This is a genomic window from Pseudomonas sp. HLMP (assembly GCF_046365545.1).
Lineage (GTDB): Bacteria > Pseudomonadota > Gammaproteobacteria > Pseudomonadales > Pseudomonadaceae > Aquipseudomonas > Aquipseudomonas guariconensis_B.
In genome coordinates this window covers 3026183-3051118 of sequence record NZ_JBDLLR010000001.1, presented here as the reverse complement: position 1 = coordinate 3051118, position 24936 = coordinate 3026183, and the positions used below count along the sequence as shown (strand labels likewise).

Annotated in this window: 23 protein-coding genes; 14 read left to right on the top strand and 9 right to left on the bottom strand. The window is 66.7% G+C overall.

What is annotated here, in order from left to right; genetic code table 11:
• Positions 1–56: 56 nt before the first annotated feature.
• From ABFA30_RS14270 to ABFA30_RS14245, 6 genes are read right to left on the bottom strand one after another with little or no spacing between them, the layout of a single operon-like run.
• On the bottom strand, positions 57–545 hold the full coding sequence (locus ABFA30_RS14270; RefSeq protein WP_225788855.1) for a chemotaxis protein CheW: 489 nt from the start codon (positions 543–545) through the stop codon (positions 57–59).
• Positions 538–5412 (bottom strand): Hpt domain-containing protein, encoded by a 4875-nt coding sequence (locus tag ABFA30_RS14265; protein ID WP_253168195.1) that lies wholly within the window; start codon positions 5410–5412, stop codon positions 538–540. The genes ABFA30_RS14270 and ABFA30_RS14265 overlap by 8 nt, the downstream gene beginning before the upstream one ends.
• 10 nt (positions 5413–5422) lie before the next feature.
• Positions 5423–7483 carry a methyl-accepting chemotaxis protein gene (locus ABFA30_RS14260; RefSeq protein ID WP_225788853.1) on the bottom strand — a complete coding sequence of 687 codons (2061 nt, stop codon included), beginning with the start codon at positions 7481–7483 and terminating at the stop codon, positions 5423–5425.
• Positions 7484–7493: 10 nt separating this feature from the next.
• Positions 7494–8048 carry a chemotaxis protein CheW gene (locus ABFA30_RS14255; protein ID WP_225788852.1) on the bottom strand — a complete coding sequence of 185 codons (555 nt, stop codon included), beginning with the start codon at positions 8046–8048 and terminating at the stop codon, positions 7494–7496.
• The gene (gene pilH / locus ABFA30_RS14250; protein ID WP_225788851.1) at positions 8045–8410 is read right to left on the bottom strand and encodes a twitching motility response regulator PilH; all 366 of its coding nucleotides are present in this window, start codon (positions 8408–8410) and stop codon (positions 8045–8047) included. The genes ABFA30_RS14255 and pilH overlap by 4 nt, the downstream gene beginning before the upstream one ends.
• Before the next feature lie 47 nt (positions 8411–8457).
• Complete coding sequence (locus tag ABFA30_RS14245; protein ID WP_225788850.1) at positions 8458–8859, bottom strand: PleD family two-component system response regulator; 402 nt, start codon at positions 8857–8859, stop codon at positions 8458–8460.
• A gap of 267 nt (positions 8860–9126) precedes the next feature.
• Here ABFA30_RS14245 and gshB point away from each other — a divergent pair, with 267 nt between their 5' ends.
• From gshB to ABFA30_RS14175, 14 genes are all read left to right on the top strand, one after another.
• Positions 9127–10080, top strand: a complete 954-nt coding sequence (gene gshB / locus ABFA30_RS14240) for a glutathione synthase (RefSeq protein WP_225788849.1) — start codon at positions 9127–9129, stop codon at positions 10078–10080.
• A gap of 146 nt (positions 10081–10226) precedes the next feature.
• The gene (locus ABFA30_RS14235) at positions 10227–11126 is read left to right on the top strand and encodes an energy transducer TonB (RefSeq protein WP_225788848.1); all 900 of its coding nucleotides are present in this window, start codon (positions 10227–10229) and stop codon (positions 11124–11126) included.
• Between the two features lie 61 nt (positions 11127–11187).
• A complete protein-coding gene (locus ABFA30_RS14230; protein WP_225788847.1) occupies positions 11188–11757 on the top strand; it encodes a YqgE/AlgH family protein in 570 nt (189 codons plus the stop codon).
• Positions 11757–12188: a Holliday junction resolvase RuvX gene (ruvX, locus tag ABFA30_RS14225; protein ID WP_225788846.1), complete on the top strand. Its 432-nt coding sequence runs from the start codon at positions 11757–11759 to the stop codon at positions 12186–12188. Before ABFA30_RS14230 ends, ruvX begins: the two co-directional genes overlap by 1 nt.
• Before the next feature lie 48 nt (positions 12189–12236).
• A complete protein-coding gene (pyrR, locus tag ABFA30_RS14220; protein ID WP_225788845.1) occupies positions 12237–12755 on the top strand; it encodes a bifunctional pyr operon transcriptional regulator/uracil phosphoribosyltransferase PyrR in 519 nt (172 codons plus the stop codon).
• 12 nt (positions 12756–12767) lie between these two features.
• Positions 12768–13772 (top strand): aspartate carbamoyltransferase catalytic subunit, encoded by a 1005-nt coding sequence (locus ABFA30_RS14215; protein WP_225788844.1) that lies wholly within the window; start codon positions 12768–12770, stop codon positions 13770–13772.
• Positions 13769–15046, top strand: coding sequence for a dihydroorotase (locus ABFA30_RS14210; protein WP_225788843.1), 1278 nt, complete (start codon positions 13769–13771; stop codon positions 15044–15046). Before ABFA30_RS14215 ends, ABFA30_RS14210 begins: the two co-directional genes overlap by 4 nt.
• A 150-nt stretch (positions 15047–15196) precedes the next feature.
• Positions 15197–15727: an ATP-dependent protease subunit HslV gene (gene hslV / locus ABFA30_RS14205; RefSeq protein ID WP_043207181.1), complete on the top strand. Its 531-nt coding sequence runs from the start codon at positions 15197–15199 to the stop codon at positions 15725–15727.
• Between the two features lie 73 nt (positions 15728–15800).
• Positions 15801–17144 (top strand): ATP-dependent protease ATPase subunit HslU, encoded by a 1344-nt coding sequence (gene hslU / locus ABFA30_RS14200; protein WP_253080920.1) that lies wholly within the window; start codon positions 15801–15803, stop codon positions 17142–17144.
• A gap of 133 nt (positions 17145–17277) precedes the next feature.
• The gene (locus ABFA30_RS14195) at positions 17278–17655 is read left to right on the top strand and encodes a gamma-butyrobetaine hydroxylase-like domain-containing protein (RefSeq protein WP_225788841.1); all 378 of its coding nucleotides are present in this window, start codon (positions 17278–17280) and stop codon (positions 17653–17655) included.
• A 352-nt stretch (positions 17656–18007) separates the two neighbouring features.
• Entirely contained in the window at positions 18008–19687 is a 1680-nt protein-coding gene (gene phaC / locus ABFA30_RS14190; RefSeq protein ID WP_225788840.1) for a class II poly(R)-hydroxyalkanoic acid synthase, read from the top strand.
• A 63-nt stretch (positions 19688–19750) separates the two neighbouring features.
• Complete coding sequence (gene phaZ / locus ABFA30_RS14185) at positions 19751–20602, top strand: poly(3-hydroxyalkanoate) depolymerase (RefSeq protein WP_225788839.1); 852 nt, start codon at positions 19751–19753, stop codon at positions 20600–20602.
• Between the two features lie 60 nt (positions 20603–20662).
• On the top strand, positions 20663–22345 hold the full coding sequence (phaC, locus tag ABFA30_RS14180; RefSeq protein WP_225788838.1) for a class II poly(R)-hydroxyalkanoic acid synthase: 1683 nt from the start codon (positions 20663–20665) through the stop codon (positions 22343–22345).
• A 4-nt stretch (positions 22346–22349) separates the two neighbouring features.
• Complete coding sequence (locus ABFA30_RS14175; RefSeq protein WP_225788837.1) at positions 22350–22964, top strand: TetR/AcrR family transcriptional regulator; 615 nt, start codon at positions 22350–22352, stop codon at positions 22962–22964.
• Between the two features lie 216 nt (positions 22965–23180).
• On the opposite strand, the gene ABFA30_RS14170 is transcribed toward ABFA30_RS14175, so the two are convergent.
• The 3 genes from ABFA30_RS14170 to ABFA30_RS14160 form a co-directional block, all read right to left on the bottom strand.
• On the bottom strand, positions 23181–23939 hold the full coding sequence (locus ABFA30_RS14170; RefSeq protein WP_225788836.1) for a phasin family protein: 759 nt from the start codon (positions 23937–23939) through the stop codon (positions 23181–23183).
• Positions 23940–23949: 10 nt separating this feature from the next.
• Positions 23950–24372: a phasin family protein gene (locus ABFA30_RS14165; protein WP_225788835.1), complete on the bottom strand. Its 423-nt coding sequence runs from the start codon at positions 24370–24372 to the stop codon at positions 23950–23952.
• Between the two features lie 186 nt (positions 24373–24558).
• Positions 24559–24834 carry a polyhydroxyalkanoic acid system family protein gene (locus tag ABFA30_RS14160; RefSeq protein WP_225788834.1) on the bottom strand — a complete coding sequence of 92 codons (276 nt, stop codon included), beginning with the start codon at positions 24832–24834 and terminating at the stop codon, positions 24559–24561.
• Positions 24835–24936 lie beyond the last annotated feature (102 nt).

Below are 24936 nucleotides of genomic sequence, written 5' to 3'. Positions count from 1 at the left end.
CAGTCGACGCGGGTTCCCAGGGGCAGCTGCAAGCTACAAGAAAAAGCAGGCAGCGATCAGCTTGAAGCTTGCGGCTTGAGGCTTGAAGCTGGGGAGGCTTCGCGGACTAGCCGCTCGAGACCCGCCAGGTCCGGTACCCGCGCGACCTGCTCGCCGACCTGCACGGCCGCCAGTTCCAGGCTGGCCAAGGGCACGTCCACATAGTTGAGCTGGCTGTCGAGCTTGCATGAGCGGGGGATGTCCTGCAGCAGCAGCGCCAGATAGCGTAGCCCGGTGTCGCCCAGGGCGTTGAGCACAACGACGCGCGAGCGCTCCCCGCAGGCAGTCTCGCCGCCACAGGCGGCCTCGAAGCCGATCAGCGGCAAGCGCTGCTGACGCCAGTCGATCCAGCCCAGGTGCCAAGCCGGGTTGCCCGGGCGGCAGGCGAAGGCACGCTGGCCGATCAGCTCGGCCACGGCGACGTTGGGCAGCACCAGGGTGCGGTCGCCCAAAGGCAGCAGCAGGCCCGTCAGGCTGCTGCGCTGGCCGGCGATATGTTCAAGCATGAGGCTGGCTCCAGTGGGCGATGCTCTGCAGCAGGACCGACTCCTGGTAGGGCTTGCCCAGGTATTCGTTGACCCCGATGGCCATGGCCCGGTCGCGGTGCTTCTGGCCGGTACGGGACGTGATCATGATGATCGGCAGATCCTTCAGGCGGGTGTCACGACGCACTCGGGTGGCCACCTCGAAGCCGTCCATGCGTGGCATCTCGATGTCCAGCAGCAGCACGTCCGGGCGATGCGCCTCAAGCTGAGCCATGGCATCGACACCGTCCTTGGCGGTCAGCACGCTCATGCCGTGGCGCTCCAGCAGACGGCTGGTGACCTTGCGCACGGTCACCGAGTCGTCCACTACCATCACCAGCAAGCGCCGCCGTGGCGCCGGGCCGAACAGCGGGCGCGGCCCACCCTGGCCGCCCGGCAGGCGGGCCAGGCGGCGCTGCTGGCCCCGTAGCTGGCCGAGCAGGTCGAGGATCAGCACCACCCGGCCATCGCCCAGCAAGGTCGCCCCCGACAGCCCCGGTACCGCGGCGAACTGCGGCCCCAGGCTCTTGACCACGATCTCGCGGCTCGGCGACAGGCTGTCGGCCTGGATCGCGTACGACTGCGCCTGGGCATGCAGCAGCAGGACCGGCAGCGGCACGCTCTGCCCCAGCAGGCTGGGCTGGGCCGTCCCCTGCAGCAATTCGCCGAGGTAACGCAATTCGTATGCGTGGCCGGCGTAGGTGTAGCGCGGCGGGTCCAACTGGTAGCAAGCCTCCAGCTCGGCGGGCGGCACACGCACGATGCCTTCGATGGTGTTGAGCGGGATGGCGTACTGCTCCTCGCCCAGGTGCACCATCAAGGCCCGGTTCACCGACACGGTGAACGGCAGGCGGATCAAAAAGCGCGCGCCCTTGCCAGGGCTGGACTCGATGCTCATCGAGCCGCCCAGTTGCTTGACCTCTTCGTGCACCACGTCCATCCCCAGGCCGCGCCCGGAGATCTGGGTGATCTTCTCGGCGGTGGAGAAACCGGGGCGCAAGATGAACTGCAGGATCTCGTGGTCGCTGAGCTGTGCCCGGGGTGACAGCAGGCCACGCTTGATCGCCTTGTTGCGCACCGCCTCCAGGGGCACGCCAGCACCGTCGTCGCTCATCTCGATGACGATGTCGGCGCCTTCGTGAAGCAGGTTGAGGTGAATGGTCCCAAGCTCCGGCTTGCCGGCGGCCAGGCGCACCTCGCGGGCTTCCAGGCCGTGATCGACGGCGTTGCGCAGCATATGCTCCAGGGGCGCCACCATGCGTTCGAGGACACTGCGGTCCAGTTCGCCCTCGGCATTGCCGACCACCAGCTCGACCTGCTTGCCCAGCTCGCTGGCCACCTGCCGGACCACCCGCTGCAAGCGCGGCACCAGGCGCTCGAAAGGCACCATCAAGGTGGCCGTCAGGCCTTCCTGCAGCTGGCTGTTGACCCGTGCCTGCTGCAACAGCAGGCTGTGCGTCTCCTGGGCGCGCTGGGCCAGGGTTTCCTTGAGGTCGAGCAAGTCCGAGGCCGATTCGAACAAGGCCCGGGACAACTGCTGCAACTGGGAGTGGCGGTCCATTTCCAAGGGGTCGAAGTCGTCGTAGGCATCGCCCTCGGGCTGGTAGCGGCTGGACATGCGCCCCTGGGTCTCGATGTCCAGGCGCAGCAACTGGTCGCGCATGCGCTCCAGGGTGGTCTCCATCTCGTTGAGGGCGAATTGGGCATCGTTGATCTGTTGCTCGATGCGCCCCCGGATCACCGAATGCTCGCTGGCCAGGTTGCCCAGGTCATCGAGCAGCTCGGCATCGACCTTGACCATGTCGCCCGCCGGGCGCTCGGGGGCGGCGGCAGGCGCCTCGGCAGGCGCCGCCTCGGCCTGGGCGGCCACGCTGTCGGCCAGGGCGGCGCTGCTGAAATTGCGGATGTAGTCGATCAACGCCGTGGCGGCATGCAGCGGCTGGCCGAGGCGAACCGCATCGAGCATGTGCGCCAGGCGATCGTGGCAATTCTGCAGCAGGGCGAACAAGGCCGGGCTGGGCGGCAGGCGTCCGGCGGCCAGCAGCTCGTAGAGAAACTCCAGTTCGTGGGCCAGGTCGCCGATGGCAGCGATCTCGACCATCCGCGCCCCGCCCTTGAGGGTGTGCAGGTCGCGCAGCAGGTTCTCGATCTCGACGCTGCTGCGCGGGTCGGCCTGCCAGCGTTCCAATGCGGCGGCAGCGCTTTCGACGATGTCCGAGCTTTCTTCGAGGAAGACTTCCAGCAGTTCGTTGTCGCCCGGGCTGTCCGTCTCTTGCGCTACAGGCCCGGGTGAGGCCAGCGGTGTCACCGCATCTTGGCCCACCAGGCCCGTGGCACCTGGCTCGAGGGCGTCGTCCAGCAGCCCACGCAAGGCGGCGAGGCACTCCGGACGGGCGGTCGCCTCCTGGCCGGCGGCAATCTCGTCGAGCATGTCGATCAAGGCTTCATGGGCCTGCTGAGCTTGGGCGAAGAAGCGCGCACTGGCCGCCAGGCTACCCTCTTCCACCGCACCGTACAGGTCGAGCAAGGCCTCGCAGAGTTCATCCACCTGCCACAGGTCCGCCAGATGGGCAGCGTGGCCAAGGGTGGTCAGTTCGTCGAGCAAGGCATCCAGTTCCTGGCGCTCGCCGGGATGCTCCTGCCAGCACGACAGCAACGATTCGGCATCGAGCAGGATGTCCATGCTCTGGGCCAGGAAGCGGGCGATCAACTGGGGATCGCGCTTGACCCTGCGCGTGTGCAGAGGCTCGTCCTGCAGGACCGCCAGGCGCGCATCCACCGCCTCGCCGACCTGCTCGATCAGCTCCACCGCACCGGGGATGGCCGCCAGCGGCGCGCTGTCCAGCTGGGCCAGGCCCACGTGGAACAATGAGCGGGCCGCCTCCAGCCATTCGAGCTCCGCGACCTGCAAGCGCAACTGGTGCCCCTTGTATTCGCGCACCAGGCGGTCGAAGGCAGTGGCCAGTTCAGCGATCGGCATGACGCCGGCCATGGCGGCGCTGCCCTTGAGCGTGTGCAAGGCGCGCTGCAGGCTGTCGCTGACCGGCGCCCCCTGCCCGTCGGCCGCCTGCAGGAAGGCTTCGAGACGGCCGAGGTGGCCCAGCGCCTCGTTGCGGAAGATCTCCAGCAGTTGCGGATCGAACCCCTCGACCTCGCTGGCCACAGGCGCATCGTTCATCGCCAGCGCGTGCAGGTGGCCGGCCAGTTGCTCGACCTCATCCAGCGGCGGCAACTGGCCGACCGCAAAATCGGCGAGCAGGTCGGGCAGGCGCACGAACACCTGCTGCAAGGCCACTACCCCTTCGGCACCCAGCGCGATGCGCCCCTCCAGTACGCGGTTGAGTAGATGCTCGGCGCCCCAGGCCAGCTCCGCGACAGCCTCGGCATGGACCATCCGCCCGCTGCCCTTGAGGGTGTGCAGCGCACGGCGTACCTCGACCAGGGCATCGTGCAGGCGATTGTCCGCTCGCCAGCGCAGCCAGTGGCGCTCGACCTCCGGGAGCAGCTCGCCGGCTTCCTCGAGGAACACCTGGCGCAGTTCGTCGTCGATCGCCTCGGCCTCGACGCTCGCCTGCTGTTGCCGGCACGGCACGCCCAACGCCGCCAAGCTGACACAGGCCATGTCGATGAAGGGCTGGCCATCGGCCAAGGGGTCGGCCACCTGCCATTGCAGGTAGCACTCACCGGCGCTGAGGGCCTCGGCCAGGTGGTTCAGCTCGTCCGCCGGCGGTTCTTCGTCCAGGTGCGACAGCCAGCCCTGCACATAGCCGGCACAAGCGCCGAATACCTCGGCGGCGGCCGGCAGCATCAGCATCGCCAGCGCCCCCCGCACTTGCTGCAACAGGCCCGGCAAGGGTTGCAGGCGCTGGCGCGGCCAACCGGACTCGAGGCAGTCGCCGATCAGGTCCTTGGCCTGCTGCAACACCGCCAGCGACTCGTTCAGCGCCAATTGGCGGATCTGCGCCAGGTCCGCCCCGGGCAGCCCTGCCTGGCCGGCCTCCTCCAGCGGGCCGATCATGCCATTGAGGGTCGCCTCCACGTACAACAGGGCGCCGGCCATATCCATCAATACCGCGTCGTCCGCTGCCCGCTCGCCCTGGGCCAGGGCCTGCAGGGCCAGCACCTGGTCGACGATCACCCGCCGCGGCTGCTGGAATCCCAGTACGGCCAGGGTGTCGGCGACCTGGCGCAGCGGTGCCAACAGCGCTTCGAGCTGCTCGCTCTGCTGGCGGTCGCCCCGCACGAACTGGTCCAGGCGCTCCTTGATGCGCACCAGGTCGTCACACAGCGCCATCACCACCGAGCGCAGGGCATCGCGGCCCTGGCCGGCCTGCAGCTGTTCGCGCCAGTTGCCCAGGGACAAGTCGAGGTTGGCCAGGTCGGCGGCACCCGCCAGGCGCTGCGCCGCATCGCCCACCAGGCAGCCCTGGGACAGTGGGTCGGCACCGCGGCAGCCGCGCAGCTGGTTCAGCAGCGGCAGCATCACCAGCGGCAGGTCGTGACGGGCGCTGCGCAAACGCTCCAGGTACGGCGGAAGCTGCTCCAGGCCACGGAACAGTGCCCCCAGGCAGTCGCCACGGGGGCTGACCTGGCCGTCGGCCATGGCCCGCCCGAGCAGTTCCAGTTCCTCGGCCAGGCGCGCCGCGCCGCGCAGTTCGAGCATGCGCAGACAACCCTGCACCTGGTGCAGGTTGTCGACGAAGAAGGCCAGCACCGCCGGGTCTTCCGGCTCGCTGGCAAAGCGCTCCAGCGCCTGGCGCGCCTGCCCCAGGCAATCGAGGATGGGCGCCTTGGCCCAGGCCAGGGCAACCGTGTCGTGACGTTCGGGGCTCACTGCTGCAGCGACCATCGGTGGCTCCTCAAGGTCGCTCGGCAGGCGCCGGCAGGGTGAAACCGGACACCGAGCGGCGCATTTCACTGGCCATGCGTGCCAAGTGGCGGATGCTGTCGGCGGTGGCGCCGGAGCCGGCGGAAGTCTGCGCGGTGATCTGCTGGATCACCGCCATGGTGTGGGAGATCTGACCGGCCGAGGACGTCTGCAACTGGGCAGCATCCGAGATGCTGTGGATCAGTTCGGCCAAGGTCTGCGATACCCCCTCGATCTCCGCCAGGGCAACGCCGGCGTCCTGGGCCAGGCGGGCCCCACGCACCACCTCGGCGGTGGTCTGCTCCATGGAGATCACGGCCTCGTTGGTGTCGGCCTGGATGGTCCGCACCAGCGCCTCGATCTGCCGGGTGGCCGACGACGAGCGCTCGGCCAGGCGCTGCACCTCGTCGGCGACCACGGCGAAGCCGCGTCCGGCCTCGCCGGCGAGCGAGGCCTGGATCGCCGCGTTAAGGGCCAGGATGTTGGTCTGGTCGGCAATGTCGTCGATCAGGCTGACGATATCGCCGATTTCCTGGGAAGACTCGCCCAGCCGCTTGATCCGCTTGGCGGTGTCCTGGATCTGCTCGCGGATGTTGTCCATGCCCTGGATGGTGTTGTGCACCACCTCGTTGCCCTTGTTGGCAATGGCGACCGAACGCTCGGCCACCTTGGCCGACTCGTAGGCATGGGCCGAGACCCGGTCGATCGACTCGACCATATCGCCCACCGCCAGCGAGGCCTCGCTGATCTGCTCGGCCTGGTGCTCCGAGGCCTTGGCCAGCTGGCGCGCGGTGTTCTGGGTGTCCTGCACCGCGGCGGCGACCTGCTCGGCGCTGTGATTGATGGTCACCACCAGGTCGCGCAACTGGTCGACCGAGTAGTTGATCGAGTCGGCGATGGCGCCGGTGAAGTCCTCGGTGACCGAGACAGTGACGGTCAGGTCGCCGTCGGCCAGCTCCTCGATCTCGTCGAGCAGGCGCATGATCGCCTGCTGGTTGCGTTCGTTCTTCTCGGCGGTGTCGCGCAACTGGCGACGGGTGGTGCGGACCATCACCAGGCCGATGAGGATGATCGACGCCAGCGCCAGCAGGCCTAGGGCGTAGCCGCCGACGGTGTCGAGGGTGCGCCCGTTGGCCAGGTTCTCGAAGCCGTTGGCCAGGTGCGAGGCCTCGTCGAGCAGGGTCTGCGACAGGCTGAAGATGTTGCCGGCCGCCTCGCGTACGCGAAACAGCTCGGGCGAGGTCTCGAGGATCTCGTCCACCGAGCCTGCGACGAACTGGAACAGCTCGGCGATCTCCGCCAGGCGGGCGCGGGCATCCGGGTCCTCGACCTTGGTCACCTGGATCGCCGGGTTGCCCCCGAGCATGCCTTCGAGCACCTGGCCGAAGCGGCTGGCGTCGCGGCCGAAGGCATCGGCGGCCTGGGCCGCGCTGTCGTCCCCGGCCAGCACGGTATTGACCGAGCCGAGGATACGCTCGGCGAGCAGCAACTGGCGCTGGGCCACGGCCACCTGGTTGGCGGGCGCACCGCTCTGCAACAGAATCTCCACCACCTTCTCGTACTCGACCTGCAGCTGCGGCACGGTCTCGGCCAGGGTCGCCGCCACCTGGTGCAGGGACAGCACGGTCTGCTCGCTGGCCAGGATGGTGTCGGTGTTCTTGCGCAGGTTCTCCCAGTCCTGGTGCACGGCGGCCATCTCGTCGCGCACGGTTGTCGGTGCCGGCGGCAGGCCGGTGGCCTTGTCGCCCTCGCGCAGGTAGCTCCAGCGCCGCTCGAAGTCGTTGCGCGCATCGCTCAGCAGCTTGAAGGCCAGGGCCTTGCCGGTCGCCGCCTCGGTGGCGTTCTTGGCGATACGCTGGGACAGCACCCGTAACTCGCCGGCGTGGCCGATGTACTGCTTGTCGTAGGTGGACTGGGTATTGAGGTAGGCGAAGTTGGCGAACAGCAGGATGATCGACAGGATCAGCACCACGAACAGCACGGTGATCTGCGCACTGCTACGGGCACGCGGCGTCACGGCTGGTGGGGTGACGGGGGTGACGGGCTTGTTCACGGTCGGTCCTCTACAACGCCACATCGAGAAAGCCCGGCGCCTGGGCCAGGGCGAACGGGCTGAAGATCGCCCAGTTGCGCTCACGGGGGAAATGCCCCTGGACGAAGGGCGCCGCGGCATGCAGCAGCGGCTGCGGCGGCGCCAGCTCCAGGCTGCTCAGGGCAAAGTGCTGCAACCCCAGCACCTCGTCCACCAGCAGGCCGGCGAACAGTTCCTCGTGGTCCAGCACCAGCACCCGGCGCTGCTTGCCCGGCGCCGCCGGGCCGAGGCCGAAGAAGGCACACAGGTCCATCACCGGCAACAGCCGGCCACGCAGGTTGGCCACGCCGCTGACCCATGGCTGCACGCCTGGCACCCGGCTGCTGCGCGGCTCGCGCAACACCTCGGCGACTTCGCCCATGGGCGCCACGAACCACTGCCCGGCGATGCGAAAGCCGATGCCACTCCAGTGTTGCACCCGGGTGTCCTGGAGGGGCTGGTCGGCCACCAGCAGGCGGCAGCGCCGGTCGATGTCCAGCAACAGCTCGAAGGCGGTCAGCGACGCGCCGTGGGGGCGGGTGGTCAAACCTTGAGCACTTCTTGCAGCTTGCCGATCAGCGCGGCCTCTTCCACCGGCTTGGTCAGGAAGTCGCGGGCGCCCTGGCGCTTGGCCCAGATCCGGTCGGTTTCCTGGTCCTTGGTGGTGACCACGATCACCGGAATGGCGCTGGTCTCGGCGTCCTTGCTCAACTGGCGGGTGGCCTGGAAGCCATTCATGCCGGGCATGACGATGTCCATCAGCACCGCATCGGGCTTTTCCTGGCGGGCCAGGGCCACGCCGTCGGCGCCGTTGTCGGCCTTGAGCACCTGGTACCCGTGCTTTTCCAGCCAGGCAGTCAGTTTGTACATTTCTGTCGGCGAGTCGTCGACAATCAGAACTCGGGCCATGCTGTTTCCCCATCAAAGGAAAGAAGACACCGCCATGGCGGACGGGGTCAGGGTGCGTGTTGTGCCTGCACGGCGAACCCGGGCACGTGAGCCCTGATCGCATCGAGCAGTTCTTCCTTGCTAAATGGTTTGGTCAGGAACTGGTCGGAGCCGACCACCCGGCCGCGGGCCTTGTCGAACAGGCCATCGCGCGAGGACAGCAGGATCACCGGGGTATCCTTGAAGGCGCTGTTGTGCTTGATCACCGCGCAGGTCTGGTAGCCGTCCAGGCGTGGCATCAGGACATCGACGAAGATGATCTGTGGCTTGTGGTCGACGATCTTGGCCAGGGCATCGAAGCCATCGCTGGCGGTGATCACCTCGCAGCCCGCCTCGCCGAGCAACATCTGGGCGGTGCGGCGGATCGTGCGCGAGTCGTCGATCACCATCACCTTCAGGGGTTGTTCCATATCTTCGCTACCATCGATGCTCGCGGAGAGCGGCAAGCTTCAGGCCTCAAGCGCCAAGCTTCAAGCGGCAAGAAAAAGCGGATCGGAGCATGGCGGGCCTTTTCTTGCAGCTTGGGGCTTGCAGCTTGAAGCTGTGGGCATTTTTAGCACACTCCGGATAGCCATTCCATCTGCCCGGCCCTTGACCATCCGCGCTCGCGGCGCCACCCTGAACCACTTTTGTCTTAGAGCCATCGCGGCCCAGGTGCCGCCAAGAGGAATTCACCCATGAGCGTTCGCCTCGGGATTGTCATGGACCCCATCGCGTCCATTTCCTACAAGAAGGACAGCTCGCTGGCCATGCTGCTGGCGGCCCAGGAGCGCGGCTGGACCCTGTTCTACATGGAACAGCGTGACCTTTACCTGGGCGCCGGCCAGGCCCGTGCGCAGATGCGCCCGCTGACCGTGTTCGCCGACCCGGCCCGCTGGTTCGAGCTGGGCGAGGAGCAGGACTGCGCCCTGGCCGAGCTCGACGTGATCCTGATGCGCAAGGACCCCCCCTTCGACATGGAGTTCGTCTACAGCACCTACCTGCTGGAGCAGGCCGAGGCCGAGGGCGTGCTGGTGGTCAACCGCCCGCAGAGCCTGCGCGACTGCAACGAGAAACTGTTCGCCACGCGCTTCCCGCAGTGCATGGCGCCGACCCTGGTCAGCCGTCGCGCCGACATCCTGCGTGAGTTCGCCACCACCCATGGCGACGTGATCCTCAAGCCGCTGGACGGCATGGGCGGCGCCTCGGTGTTCCGCCACCGCCCGGGCGACCCCAACCTCTCGGTGATCCTCGAGACCCTGACCCAGCACGGCAGCCAGCAGATCATGGCCCAGGCCTTCCTGCCGGCGATCAAGGACGGTGACAAACGCATCCTGATGATCGACGGCGAACCGGTGCCCTACTGCCTGGCGCGCATCCCGGCCAGCGGCGAGACCCGTGGCAACCTGGCCGCCGGCGGCCGTGGCGAGGCCCGCCCGCTGAGCGAGCGCGACCGCTGGATCGCCGCCCAGGTCGGCCCGACCCTGCGCGAGAAGGGCCTGCTGTTCGTCGGCCTGGATGTGATCGGCGACTACCTCACCGAGATCAACGTCACCAGCCCGACCTGCATCCGCGAGATCGACGCCGCCTACGACACCCGCATCGGCGCCCAACTGATGGACGCCATTGATCGCAAGCTCAAGGCGCACTGACCACCGACGCGGAGCAAACGCGCGCAGTGGGGTATGATACGCAGCCGCAAGCTTCGGGCTGCAAGCCGCAAGAAAACGCGGGCCTGCGCCTGGCCGCCGCTACTTGAAGCTTGCAGCTCTAGCTCGAAGCTGACTGTGGATACCTGATGACGTTGCCCGCCGACATCCCCGCCGACCTGCTGCCACCCCGCGTTCGCCCGGTGGACCGGCTCGGCTTCACCCTGTTCCTGGCTGCGCTGGTGCACCTGGCACTGATCCTCGGCGTGGGCTTCACCGTGGTCAAGCCGGCCGAAATCCGCCACACCATGGACATCACCCTGGCCACCTTCAAGAGCGAGAAGCCGCCGCAGAAGGCTGACTTCCAGGCCCAGGACGACCAGCAGGGCAGTGGCACCCTGGAGAAGAAGGCGGTGCCCAAGACCACCGAGGTCGCGCCGTTCCAGGACAGCAAGATCAACAAGATCACCCCGCCGCCGGCGGCCAGACCCGAGACGCCACCTGCGCCGAAAAAATCCGCGGTGGCCACCCAGGCACCCAAGCCGCACAAGGTGGAGCCCAAGCCCAAGGAAAGCAAGCCGCGGCCCAAGCCCCAGGCGGCGGTGCCGGAGTTCGACAGTTCGCAGTTGTCCAGCCAGATCGCCAGCCTCGAGGCGGAGCTGTCCCAGGAGCAGCAGCTGTACGCCAAGCGCCCGCGCATCCACCGCCTCAACGCGGCCTCGACGATGCGCGACAAGGGTGCCTGGTACAAGGAGGAGTGGCGCAAGAAGGTCGAGCGGGTCGGCAATCTCAACTACCCCGAGCAGGCCCGCCGCCAGCAGATCTACGGCAACCTGCGGATGATGGTGTCGATCAACCGCGACGGTTCGCTGTACGAGGTGCTGGTCCTGGAGTCCTCCGGCCAGCCGGTGCTCGACCAGGCGGCCCAGCGTATCGTCCGTCTGGCAGCGCCGTTCGCACCGTTCACCGGCGACCTGGCGGAGTTCGACCGGCTGGAAATCATCCGCACCTGGCGCTTCGCCCGCGGTGACCGGTTGTCCAGCAACTAGCTTGAAGCTCGAAACGTGGTGGAGCTTGAAGCCAAGCCCACCTGACGCCACACTATCACCCATGAAAACCCTCAACCCGAGCTACCTCAAGCATCAGTTCCTGATCGCCATGCCACACATGGCCGATCCGAACTTTGCCCAGACCCTGACCTACATCGTCGAGCACAACGCCAACGGCGCCATGGGCCTGGTGGTCAATCGCCCGCAGGAGCTGAACCTGGCCGACATCCTGGAGCAGTTGCGCCCGGACGAAGAGCCGCCCGTCAGCACCCTGCAGATCCCGATCTACCAGGGTGGCCCGGTGCAGACCGACCGCGGCTTCGTGCTGCACACCAGCGAATGCAGCTACCAGGCCACCGTCGAGCTGCAGGGGCTGTCGCTGTCCACCTCCCAGGACGTGCTGTTCGCCATCGCCGACGGCATCGGCCCCAAGCGCAGCCTGATCACCCTGGGCTACGCCGGCTGGGAAGCCGGCCAGCTGGAGGCCGAGCTTGCCGACAACGCCTGGCTCAACTGCCCGTTCGACCCGGAAATCATCTTCGGCCTGGCCAGCGACCTGCGCCTGGAGGCTGCCGCCGCCAGCCTGGGGATCAACCTCAGCCTGCTGACCAGCCAGGCGGGCCACGCCTGATGGCCGAACTGCGCCTGCTGCTGGGCTTCGACTACGGCAGCAAACAGATCGGCGTGGCCGTCGGCCAGGTGATCACCGGCCAGGCCCGCGAGTTGTGCACCCTGAAGGCGCAGAACGGCGTGCCGGACTGGGCCCAGGTGGAAAAACTGATCGACGAATGGAAACCCGACGCCATCGTCGTCGGCCTGCCGCTGAACATGGATGGCACGCCCAGCGAGATGAGCGCCCGTGCCGAGAAATTCGCCCGCCGCCTGCACGGCCGCTACAACCTGCCGGTGCACACCCACGACGAGCGCCTGACCACCTTCGAGGCCAAGGGCGAACGCCTGGCCCGCGGTGGTCAGCGCGGCAGCTACCGCGACAACCCGGTCGACGCCATCGCCGCCGCCCTGCTCCTGCAAGGCTGGCTGGAGGCCAACACCGGGCACTAACCCATCCGCTTTGCAGCCGGGCCAACCCGGCGCCCCGAGGAGCACGCAATGAGCCTACCCAATCCCGCCGACCTGATCCGGCAGATGGCCGTCGACCTTCGCGCCCACCTGGCCCGTCGCAACATCGCCGAGCCGCGCTTCATCGGCATCCGCACCGGCGGCGTGTGGGTGGCCCAGGCCCTGCAGCAGGCACTGGGCGACAGCAGCGCGCTGGGCACCCTGGACGTGTCCTTCTACCGCGACGACTTCAGCCAGAACGGCCTGCACCCGCAGGTACGCCCGTCGGAGCTGCCCTTCGAGGTCGAGGGCCAGCACCTGGTGCTGGTGGACGACGTGCTGATGAGCGGTCGCACCATCCGCGCCGCCCTCAACGAACTGTTCGACTACGGCCGTCCGGCCAGCGTGACCTTGGTCTGCTTGCTCGACCTGGATGCCGGCGAACTGCCGATCCGCCCCAACGTGCTCGGCGCTACCTTGTCACTGGCGCCCAATGAACGGGTAAAATTGACCGGACCCGCACCGCTCGCCCTCGAGCGCCAGGACCTCGCCACCGCTTCCGCCCTTTAAGAGTCCCTCGCGATGACGCCATTCGACGCCAAGCGCCCGCTGCAGCTCAATGACCAGGGCCAGCTGCGCCACTTTCTCTCGCTCGACGGTTTGCCCCGCGAACTGCTGACCGAGATCCTCGACACCGCCGACTCCTTCCTGGAAGTCGGCGCCCGGGCCGTGAAGAAAGTCCCGTTGCTGCGCGGCAAGACCGTGTGCAACGTGTTCTTCGAGAACTCGACCCGCACCCGCACCACTTTCGAACTGGCCGCCCAGCGCCTGTCGGCCGACGTGATCAGCCTGAACGTGTCGACCTCCTCGACCAGCAAGGGCGAGACCCTGTTCGACACCCTGCGCAACCTGGAGGCCATGGCCGCCGACATGTTCGTCGTGCGCCACTCCGACTCCGGCGCTGCGCACTTCATCGCCGAGCACGTGTGCCCGGACGTGGCGGTGATCAACGGCGGCGATGGCCGCCACGCGCACCCGACCCAGGGCATGCTCGACATGCTGACCATCCGTCGCCACAAGGGCAGCTTCGAGAACCTCTCGGTGGCCATCGTCGGCGATATCCTGCATTCGCGGGTGGCCCGCTCGAACATGCTGGCACTCAAGGCCCTTGGCTGCCCCGACATCCGCGTGATCGGCCCGAAGACCCTGCTACCGGTGGGCGTCGAGCAATACGGCGTGAAGGTCTACAGCGACCTGGCCCAAGGCCTGAAGGACGTCGACGTGGTGATCATGCTGCGCCTGCAGCGTGAACGCATGGCCGGTGGCCTGCTGCCCAGCGAAGGCGAGTTCTACCGCCTGTTCGGCCTGACCACCGCGCGCCTGGCCGCCGCCAAGCCCGACGCCATCGTCATGCACCCGGGGCCGATCAACCGCGGCGTGGAGATCGAGTCGGCGGTGGCCGACGGCGCCCAGTCGGTGATCCTCAACCAGGTCACCTACGGCATCGCCGTGCGCATGGCCGTGCTGTCCATGGCCATGAGCGGCCAGGCCGCGCAACGTCAACTCGACCAGGAGAACGCCCTGTGAGCATCAGCATTCTTGGCGCCCGGGTCATCGACCCCAACAGCGGCCTGGACCAGATCACCGACCTGCACCTGGACGGCGGCCGCCTCCAGGCCATCGGCGCCGCACCGGCCGGCTTCAGCGCCAGCCGCACGATCCAGGCCGATGGCCTGGTCGCCGCTCCTGGCCTAGTCGACCTCGACGTCGCCCTGCGCGAGCCGGGCTACAGCCGCAAGGGCAACATCGCCAGCGAGACCCGCGCCGCCGTCGCCGGTGGCGTCACCAGCCTGTGCTGCCCGCCGCTGACCCGCCCGGTGCTGGACACCTCGGCAGTCGCCGAGCTGATCCTCGACCGTGCGCGCGAGGCCGGCAACAGCAAGGTCTACCCGATCGGCGCCCTGACCAAGGGCCTGGAGGGCGAGCAACTGGCCGAACTGGTGGCGCTGCGCGACACGGGCTGCGTGGCCTTCGGCAACGGCCTGCAGGGCATCGCCAACAACCGCACCCTGGTACGTGCCCTGGAGTACGCCGCCACCTTCGACCTTACCGTGGTGTTCCACTCCCAGGACCGCGACCTGGCCCAGGGCGGCCTGGCCCACGAAGGCGCCATGGCCAGCTTCCTCGGCCTTTCGGGCATCCCGGAAACTGCCGAAACCGTGGCCCTGGCACGCAACCTGCTGCTGGTCGAGCAGACCGGCGTGCGCGCGCACTTCACGCAGATCACCAGCGCCCGCGGCGCGCGCCTGATCGCCCAGGCCCAGCAGTTGGGCCTGCCGGTCACCGCCGACGTGGCCCTGTACCAGCTGATTCTTACCGACGAGGCCCTGCGTGACTTCTCCAGCCTGTACCACGTGCAACCGCCGCTGCGCACCGCCGCTGACCGCGACGGCCTGCGCGAGGCGGTGAAGGCCGGGGTGATCCAGGCGATCTCCAGCCACCACCAACCCCATGAGCGCGACGCCAAGCTGGCGCCGTTCGGCGCCACCGAGCCGGGCATCAGCAGCGTCGAGCTGCTGCTGCCGCTGGCCATGACCCTGGTCGAGGACGGCCTGCTCGACCTGCCGACCCTGCTGGCCCGCTTGACCTGCGGCCCGGCGGCAGCCCTGCGCCTGCCCGCCGGTGAACTGAAGGTAGGCGCCGCGGCAGACCTGGTGCTGTTCGATCCGAAGGCCTCGACCGTGGCCGGCGAGCAATGGTACTCGCGCGGCGAGAACTGCCCGTTCATCGGCCACTGCCTGCCGGGTGCGGTGCGTTATACCTTGGTCGATGGGCACCTCTGCCACGAGAGCCAACCGTAAGCTGCGAGCTACAAGCGGCAAGAGAGAAAGCAGGGCCTCCACCGATCCGCTTTTTCTCACCGCTTGTAGCTTGGCGCTTGAAACTGCTCCCCCCTCCCCCCATATGAGTCTGCAACAGGCATTTTCGCCCCGCTGCGTGGAGACTCTCCCTTGACTACCATCGTTTCAGTTCGCCGCCACGGCAAAGTCGTCATGGGCGGCGACGGCCAGGTTTCCCTCGGCAACACCGTGATGAAAGGCAACGCCAAGAAGGTCCGTCGCCTGTACCACGGCCAGGTCATCGCCGGCTTCGCCGGTGCCACCGCCGACGCCTTCACCCTCTTCGAGCGGTTCGAAGGCCAATTGGAGAAACACCAGGGCCACCTGATACGCGCCGCCGTCGAACTGGCCAAGGAATGGCGCACCGACCGTTCCCTGAGCCGCCTGGAAGCCATGCTCGCGGTCGCCAACAAGGACGCTTCGCTGATCATCACCGGCAACGGCGACGTGGTCGAACCCGAAGACGGCCTGATCGCCATGGGCTCCGGCGGCGCCTACGCCCAGGCCGCAGCCCGCGCCCTGCTGAACAAGACCGACCTCTCGGCCCGCGAAATCGCCGAGACCGCCCTGAACATCGCCGGCGACATCTGCGTGTTCACCAACCACAACCTGACCATCGAGGAGCAGGACCTGGCCGAGTGATCAGCTGTTCTGGCGTCCCGCTCGCAGCGGGACTTTTCCACGCTGATCACGCCGCCCGAGGACCATATTCATCATGTCCATGACCCCCCGCGAAATCGTCCACGAACTCAACCGCCACATCATCGGCCAGGACGACGCCAAGCGCGCCGTGGCCATCGCCCTGCGCAACCGCTGGCGGCGCATGCAGCTGCCTGCCGAACTGCGCAGCGAAGTCACGCCGAAGAACATCCTGATGATCGGCCCCACCGGCGTCGGCAAGACCGAGATCGCCCGCCGCCTGGCCAAACTGGCCAACGCGCCGTTCATCAAGGTCGAGGCGACCAAGTTCACCGAGGTTGGCTATGTTGGCCGCGATGTCGAGTCGATCGTCCGTGACCTGGCCGACGCCGCGCTGAAGATGCTCCGCGAGCAGGAGATCATCCGCGTGCGCCACCGCGCCGAGGACGCCGCCGAGGACCGCATCCTCGACGCCCTGCTGCCCCAGGCCCGGGTCAGCAGCTTCACCGAGGAGGCATCGCAGTCGAGCGCCGACTCCAACACCCGCCAGTTGTTCCGCAAGCGCCTGCGCGAAGGCCAGCTGGACGACAAGGAAATCGAGATCGAAGTGGCCGAATCCGTGGGTGTCGAGATCGCCGCCCCGCCCGGCATGGAAGAAATGACCAACCAGCTGCAGAGCCTGTTCGCCAACATGGGCAAGGGCCGCCGCAAGGCACGCAAGCTCAAGGTCAAGGAAGCGCTGAAGATGGTCCGCGACGAGGAAGCCAGCCGCCTGGTCAACGAGGAAGAGCTCAAGGCCAAGGCCCTGGAAGCGGTCGAGCAGCACGGCATCGTGTTCATCGACGAGATCGACAAGGTGGCCAAGCGCGGCAACGTCGGCGGCGCCGATGTCTCCCGCGAGGGCGTGCAGCGCGACCTGCTGCCGCTGATCGAGGGCTGCACCGTCAACACCAAGCTGGGCATGGTCAAGACCGACCACATCCTGTTCATCGCCTCCGGCGCCTTCCACCTGAGCAAGCCGAGCGACCTGGTGCCCGAGCTGCAAGGCCGCCTGCCGATCCGCGTCGAGCTCAAGGCGCTGACCCCGGAAGATTTCGAGCGCATCCTGCAGGAGCCGCACGCCTCGCTGACCGAGCAGTACCGCGAACTGCTCAAGACCGAAGGCCTGAACATCGAGTTCGCCGCCGACGGCATCAAGCGCCTGGCCGAGATCGCCTACCAGGTCAACGAGAAGACCGAGAACATCGGTGCCCGCCGCCTGCACACCCTGCTCGAGCGCCTGCTCGAAGAGGTGTCGTTCAGCGCCGGCGACCTGGCCAGCGCCCACGACGAAGCGCCGATCCGTATCGATGCGGCCTACGTGAACAGCCACCTCGGTGAGCTGGCGCAGAACGAAGACCTGTCGCGCTACATCCTCTGAAGCCTCGAGCGGCAAGCTGCAAGCTGATCTCCTTCGCTTGCAGCTACGCGACCGCATGATTTTTTCGCGGTGGCTTGAATATCGCCTCTTGTAGCTTGAAGCTTGAAGCTTGTAGCCCCAAGAGAAGAAGCCCATGGCCCGCCTGCCCACCGCCATCAACCTGCACAAAGCCTCCAGGACCCTCACCCTCACCTACGGCCCCGATGAGGTCTACCACCTGCCCGCCGAATTCCTGCGCGTGCACTCCCCCTCCGCCGAAGTCCAGGGCCACGGCAATCCGATCCTGCAATACGGCAAGCTCAACGTCGGCCTGACGGGCCTGGAGCCGGCTGGCCAATATGCACTGAAACTGACCTTCGACGACGGCCATGACAGCGGATTGTTCACCTGGGAATACCTCGAACAGCTGTGCCTGCGCCAGGAACAGCTGTGGGCCGAGTACCTCGATGAACTGCACAAGGCCGGCAAGTCGCGCGACCCGTCCGAGTCGGTGGTGAAACTAATGCTCTAGCTCAAGGCCCCCAGGCTTTAGAGCGCATTTTCTAAACGCATCTGCTTGAATGCCTGATTGACGGCTCAGTGAAGGGCTGTCTTGCGCATTACATGAAAGTCGGGTAACCAATGGAGCTGGCAAGTTTCCTGCACCGTCTCGAGCACGGGCAGGGCTTGGCCGGTATGTAGAGGTCGCGAGCGAAAGCAGGCTGTCTTCACACGCAGAGAAACCCGCAGCTCATCGCCGAATGCATCCGGCCCGCAGCACCGCTGTTTCTTATCACTGGTCACCCGAGCAGCAGTACCGGGCAATCGTCTGTGTACCCGCCACAGCCAACCGGTACTCGTCTCAGGACAACGGAGCGTCGTAGATGAGTAACAAGAACAACGATGAGTTGCAGCGGCAAGCCTCGGAAAACACCCTGGGCCTGAACCCGGTCATCGGCATCCGCCGCAAGGACCTGCTGACATCGGCACGCACCGTGTTGCGCCAAGCCGTTCGCCAACCGCTGCACAGCGCCAAGCACGTGGCGCATTTCGGCCTGGAATTGAAGAACGTCCTGCTGGGCAAGTCCGCCCTGCGCCCCGAGGGCGACGATCGTCGCTTCAACGACCCGGCCTGGAGCCAGAACCCGCTCTATCGCCGCTACCTGCAGACCTACCTGGCCTGGCGCAAGGAGCTGCACGACTGGATCGGCAACAGCGACCTCTCGCCCCAGGACATCAGCCGCGGCCAGTTCGTCATCAACCTGATGACCGAGGCCATGGCACCGACCAACACCCTGGCCAACCCGGCCGCGGTCAAGCGCTTCTTCGAAACCGGCGGCAAGAGCCTGCTGGACGGCCTGTCCAACCTGGCCAAGGACATGGTCAACAACGGCGGCATGCCCAGCCAGGTGAACATGGACGCCTTCGAGGTGGGCAAGAACCTGGGCACCAGCGAAGGCGCGGTGGTCTACCGCAACGACGTGCTGGAACTGATCCAGTACCGCCCCATCACCGAGCAGGTGCACGCCCGCCCACTGCTGGTGGTGCCGCCGCAGATCAACAAGTTCTATGTCTTCGACCTGAGCCCGGAGAAGAGCCTGGCACGCTTCTGCCTGCGCTCCAACCAGCAGACCTTCATCATCAGCTGGCGCAACCCGACCAAGGCCCAGCGCGAGTGGGGCCTGTCGACCTACATCGACGCGCTCAAGGAGGCCGTGGACGCGGTACTGGCGATCACCGGCAGCAAGGACCTGAACATGCTCGGCGCCTGCTCCGGCGGCATCACCTGCACCGCCCTGGTCGGCCATTACGCCGCACTGGGCGAGCACAAGGTCAACGCCCTCACCCTGCTGGTCAGCGTGCTGGACACCACGGTGGATACCCAGGTCGCGCTGTTCGTCGACGAGCAGACCCTCGAGGCGGCCAAGCGCCATTCCTACCAGGCCGGCGTGCTGGAAGGCAGCGACATGGCCAAGGTATTCGCCTGGATGCGCCCCAACGACCTGATCTGGAACTACTGGGTCAACAACTACCTGCTCGGCAACGAACCCCCGATCTTCGACATCCTGTTCTGGAACAACGACACCACGCGCCTGCCGGCGGCCTTCCACGGCGACCTGATCGAGATGTTCAAGAACAACCCGCTGACCCGCCCTGGCGCCCTGGAAGTTTGCGGCACGGCGATCGACCTCAAGCAGGTCCAGTGCGACATCTACAGCGTCGCCGGCACCGCCGACCACATCACCCCTTGGCAATCGTGCTACCGCTCGGCGCACCTGTTCGGTGGCAAGATCGAGTTCGTGCTGTCCAACAGCGGCCATATCCAGAGCATTCTCAACCCGCCGGGCAACCCCAAGGCACGCTTCATGACCGGCGAGGACCGCCCGGACGACCCAGTGGCCTGGCAGGAGAATGCCGTCAAGCACGCCGACTCCTGGTGGCTGCACTGGCAGGCCTGGCTGGGCGAGCGTGCCGGTGATCTGAAAAAAGCGCCCACGCGCCTGGGCAATCGCGCCTATCCCGCAGGCGAGGCGGCGCCGGGGACCTACGTCCACGAGCGTTGAACCACGTCGCCATGGCCGCTCGCACGCAGGCCATGGCGCTTCACCCACCCATGAGTTCCGTGCATGCCGCAACCGTACATCTTCAGGACCGTCGAGCTGGACAACCAGTCCATCCGCACCGCCGTCCGCCCAGGCAAGCCGCACCTGACGCCCTTGCTGATCTTCAACGGCATCGGTGCCAACCTGGAGCTGGTGTTCCCGTTCATCGAGGCGCTGGATCCGGACATCGAGGTCATCGCCTTCGACGTGCCGGGCGTCGGCGGCTCGTCCACGCCCCGCCACCCGTATCGCTTCCCGGGCCTGGCCAAGCTGACGGCGCGCATGCTCGATTACCTGGACTACGGCCAGGTCAATGTCATCGGCGTGTCCTGGGGCGGCGCGCTGGCCCAGCAGTTCGCCCATGACTACCCGGAGCGCTGCAAGAAGCTGGTGCTGGCCGCCACCGCCGCGGGCGCCTTCATGGTGCCCGGCAAGCCCAAGGTGCTGTGGATGATGGCCAGCCCCCGGCGCTACGTACAGCCCTCCCATGTGATCCGCATCGCCCCGTTGATCTACGGCGGTGGCTTTCGCCGCGACCCCGACCTGGCCCTGCACCATGCCGCCAAGGTGCGCTCCGGCGGCAAGATGGGCTACTACTGGCAGTTGTTCGCCGGCCTGGGCTGGACCAGCATCCACTGGTTGCACAAGATCCGCCAGCCCACCCTGGTGCTGGCCGGCGACGACGATCCGCTGATCCCCCTGATCAACATGCGCCTGTTGGCCTGGCGGATTCCCAACGCCCAGCTACACATAATCGACGACGGCCACCTGTTCCTGATCACCCGGGCCGAGGCCGTCGCCCCGATCATCATGAAGTTCCTCCAGCAAGAGCGTCAGCGCGCGGTCATGCACCCCCGCCCCGCTTCCGGTGGCTGAGGCCGCACCGGGCGCGCTCGATACAACCTGTGGATGATGGCCTGACGACGGAGTGTTGGCATGAAAGACAAAAAGGCAAAAGGGGTGCCCCCCGTCCCCGCCACGATGATCAATGTACAGAACGCCATCGCCGGCCTGCGCGGTCGCGACCTGATCTCCACCCTGCGCCACGTCGGCCGCCTTGGCCTGCGCAATCCGCTGCACACCGCCCATCATTTGCTGGCCCTGGGCGGCCAGTTGGGTCGAGTGATGCTGGGCGACACTCCGTACCAGCCCCACCCACGCGACAACCGCTTCAGCGACCCGACCTGGAGCCAGAACCCCTTCTACCGTCGCGGCCTGCAGGCCTACCTGGCCTGGCAGAAGCAGACCCGCCTGTGGATCGAGGAAAGCTCGCTGGACGATGACGACCGTGCCCGGGCGCACTTCTTGTTCAACCAGATCAACGACGCCCTGGCGCCGAGCAACTCGCTGCTCAACCCGCTGGCGGTCAAGGAGCTCTTCAACACCGGTGGCCAGAGCCTGGTCCGTGGCCTGGCCCACCTGCTCGACGACCTGCGCCACAACGACGGCCTGCCGCGCCAGGTGGACGAGCGCGCCTTCGAGGTCGGCGTCAACCTGGCCTGCACGCCGGGCGCGGTGGTGTTTCGCAACGAGCTGCTGGAGCTGATCCAGTACAAGCCGATGAGCGAGAAACAGCACGCCCGGCCGCTGCTGGTGGTACCGCCACAGATCAACAAGTTCTATATCTTCGACCTCGGGCCACACAATAGCTTCGTCCAGTACATGCTCAAGAACGGCCTGCAGGTGTTCATGGTCAGCTGGCGCAACCCCGACCCGCGCCACCGCGAATGGGGGTTCTCCAGTTACGTGCAGGCGCTGGAAGAGGCGCTCAATGCCTGCCGCAGCATCAGTGGCAACCGCGACCCCAACCTCATGGGCGCCTGCGCCGGTGGCCTGACCATGGCCGCCCTGCTAGGCCACCTGCAGGCCAAGCGCCAGTTGCGCCGGGTGCGCAGCGCCAGCTACCTGGTCAGTTTGCTCGACAGTCAGTTCGACAGCCCCGCCAGCCTGTTCGCCGACGAACAGACCATCGAGGCGGCCAAGCGTCGCTCGTACCAGCGCGGTGTGCTGGACGGCGGCGAGGTGGCGCGAATCTTCGCCTGGATGCGGCCCAACGACCTGATCTGGAACTACTGGGTCAACAACTACCTGCTCGGCAAGACGCCGCCGGCCTTCGACATCCTCTACTGGAACGCCGACAACACCCGCCTGCCTGCCGCCCTGCATGGCGAGTTGCTGGATTTTTTCAAGCTCAACCCGCTGACCCAGCCGGGTGGTCTGGAGGTGTGCGGCACGCCGATCGACCTCGGCCAGGTCACCATCGACAGCTTCACCGTGGCCGGCAGCAACGATCACATCACGCCGTGGGACGCGGTGTACCGCTCGGCCCTCCTGCTCGGCGGCGAGCGGCGCTTCGTACTGGCCAACAGCGGGCATATCCAGAGCATCATCAACCCACCCGGCAACCCCAAGGCCTACTACCTGCATAACTCCAGGCTGTCCAGCGACCCGCGGGCCTGGTTCCACGATGCCACGCGCAGCGACGGCAGCTGGTGGCCGTTGTGGCTGGAGTGGATCTGCCAACGCTCCGGCCCCCTCAAGGCGCCGCGCGTGGAGCTGGGCAACGCCACCTACCCGGTGCTGGGCCCCGCGCCAGGCAGCTACGTGCTGGCGCGCTGAACCGATGAAAACCCGCGACCGTATCCTCGAGTGCGCCCTGCAGTTGTTCAACCGGCAGGGCGAGCCCAACGTCTCGACCCTGGAGATCGCCAACGAACTGGGCATCAGCCCAGGCAACCTGTACTACCACTTCCACGGCAAGGAGCCGCTGGTGCTGGGGCTGTTCGAGCGTTTCGAGGAAGCGCTGGTGCCCCTGCTCGACCCGCCCCTGGACGTGCGCCTGGATGCCGAGGACTACTGGCTGTTCCTGCACCTGATCGTCGAGCGCATGGCCCAGTACCGCTTCCTGTTCCAGGACTTGTCGAACCTGACCGGCCGCCTGCCGAAGCTGGCCCGTGGCATGCGCAGCCTGATCAACGCCCTCAAGCGCACTCTCGCCGCCCTGCTGGCCAGCCTCAAGGCCCAGGGGCTGGTGACCAGCGGGACCCAGGCGCTGGGGCAACTGGTTGAGCAGATCACCCTGACCTTGATGTTTTCCCTGGATTACCAGCGGGTGCTGGGGCGCGAGGGGGATGTGGGGATCGTGGTGTACCAGGTGATGATGCTGGTGGCACCGCACCTGCAAGGGCCGGCGCAGAAGGCGGCGGAGCAATTGGCGGAGAAGTATCTGGAGGGGTAGGCCGTTGGGCCTGCGGTGGCTGGGCTGGCACCCTGGTGCTGGTCAGTCATTTGGGGTCGCTTCGCGCCCCATTGTCGGCAAGCTGCCCCCCACAGGGTCCGACTCAACCGCGAATGATGCGGTTTGCAGGATCATGTGGGAGCCGGCTTGCCGACAATGGGGCGCGAAGCGCGCCCTTGCCATACACCGGTGCTCGCGAAGACGGCGACGCGGTCATCAGCCTTGGTTGGCTGGGCTCACCGGTGCCGACGGGGTATTGCTGACCGGGGCCGCGCTCGGTGCCGGCGTCGCGGCCGGGGTCGCGCTGGCAGCCGGTGCCGCAGTCTTGGTCGCCGCCGGCTTGGCCGGTGCCTTTTTCACCGTAGGCTTCTTCGCCGCTGCCGGTTTCGCGGCTGCAGCCTTGGCAGCAGGCTTGGCCGCCGCTGTCTTCGCGGCAGGTTTTGCCGCCGGCTTGGCCGCCTTGCTGGCCGGTTTCGCCGCAGCCGTCTTCGTCGCAGGTTTAGCTGCCTTGGCCAGAGGCTTGGCGGCGCTCTTGCCGGCAGCGGCCTTCTTGGCCGAAACCGGGGTCACCGAAGCGCCGGTCAGCTTCTCGATCTGCTTGGTCAGGGTGTCGACCTGCTGGTGCAGGGCCTTGATCTCGTTGCGGCTAGGCACCCCCAGGCGCGAGATGGCGCTGTTCAGGCGCTTGTCGAACGCCTCCTCCAGCTCGCTCCACTTGCCCAGTGCGCGCTCCTTCACGTCGGAGACCCGCGACGAAGTCGCGGACTTGGCGCTGTCCTTGGCCGAGTCGACATTCTTCTTGGCCTGCTTCTCGGCCTTCTCGCCATCCTTGACCAACGACTCGAACAGCTTGGGACCGTCCTGGTCGATCTTGGAGTAGATACCCAGGCCAGCCAGCCAGATCTTGCGGGAATACTTCTCGATCCCGCCGACCCAGGAACTGCCTTCTTTCTCGGTGCTCTTCTTGCCAGCCATCCTGCTCTCCTTATTGTTTGTGCGCGACACGCTCGAGCAACTCGGTCAGCTGTTCGAGCTTGATGGACAACGCGTCAACGTCATGTTTAGACGGAATGCCGAGGCGATTCAAGGCGCGGGCGACCCGCGTATCGAAAGCCTTTTCGATCTTGTCCAGTTGAACCTCGACCCGGCCTCTGACGCGGCTCACTTGCGCGCCCGCTTCGTCGATCTGGTTGTTGGCCGCATCGAGCTGTTGGTCGATGTGCTTCTTGCCGCGTTTCTCGACGCCTTCGCCGGCCTTGACCAGCTCCTTGAAGTACTCCGAACCTTCCTGGCCGACGCGGGCATAGGCGCCCAGGCCCGCCAGCCAGATCCTGCGCGCGTAGCCGCGCACCTCGCCCAGGGTATTGCCCGGGGCATCGTCCTTTTTCTTCAGGTTCACTTTGGCCATGCGCTGCACCTCATGCTCGTAAAGGGAGGGAGAAACGGCCCCGGGATCGAGGGCTTGAGCACAAGGTAGGGGGAAAAATTAGAATCCTCACCCTAAGAGCAGCTACAAAGCGGCAAGAAGAAACGGATGGTGCACGCCTTGCTTTTATCTTGCAGCTTGCGGCTGGTCGCTGGTAGCCCGCCCGGGTCAGGCCAGGGCCTTGTCCAGCGCGCGCTCGATCTCGCCCTTGATGGTTCCGCCGAGCATCGACAGCATCATGCCCAACTTGAGTTCGACACGGATGCTGTCTTCGCCGATATGCACGCTGCCATTGGCACCACTGCGCGACACGTCGACGCGGTCGCCGTTCCAGGTGGCCTTGAGGTCGTATTCGCGGCTGAGCCTTTCCACCAGCGCCTCGGCCTTGGCCCGGGCGGCTTCGCGGCCGAGGGAGTGTTTGCGTTCAACGCTGATCTGGGTCATGCGGGCGGTCCTGGATATGAAGACAATGAACGCATTATGCCCGCGCCCGCCCCACGACACACCCCGCCAAGACAAATCCGCCCGTTGCCCCTAGAATGGCCG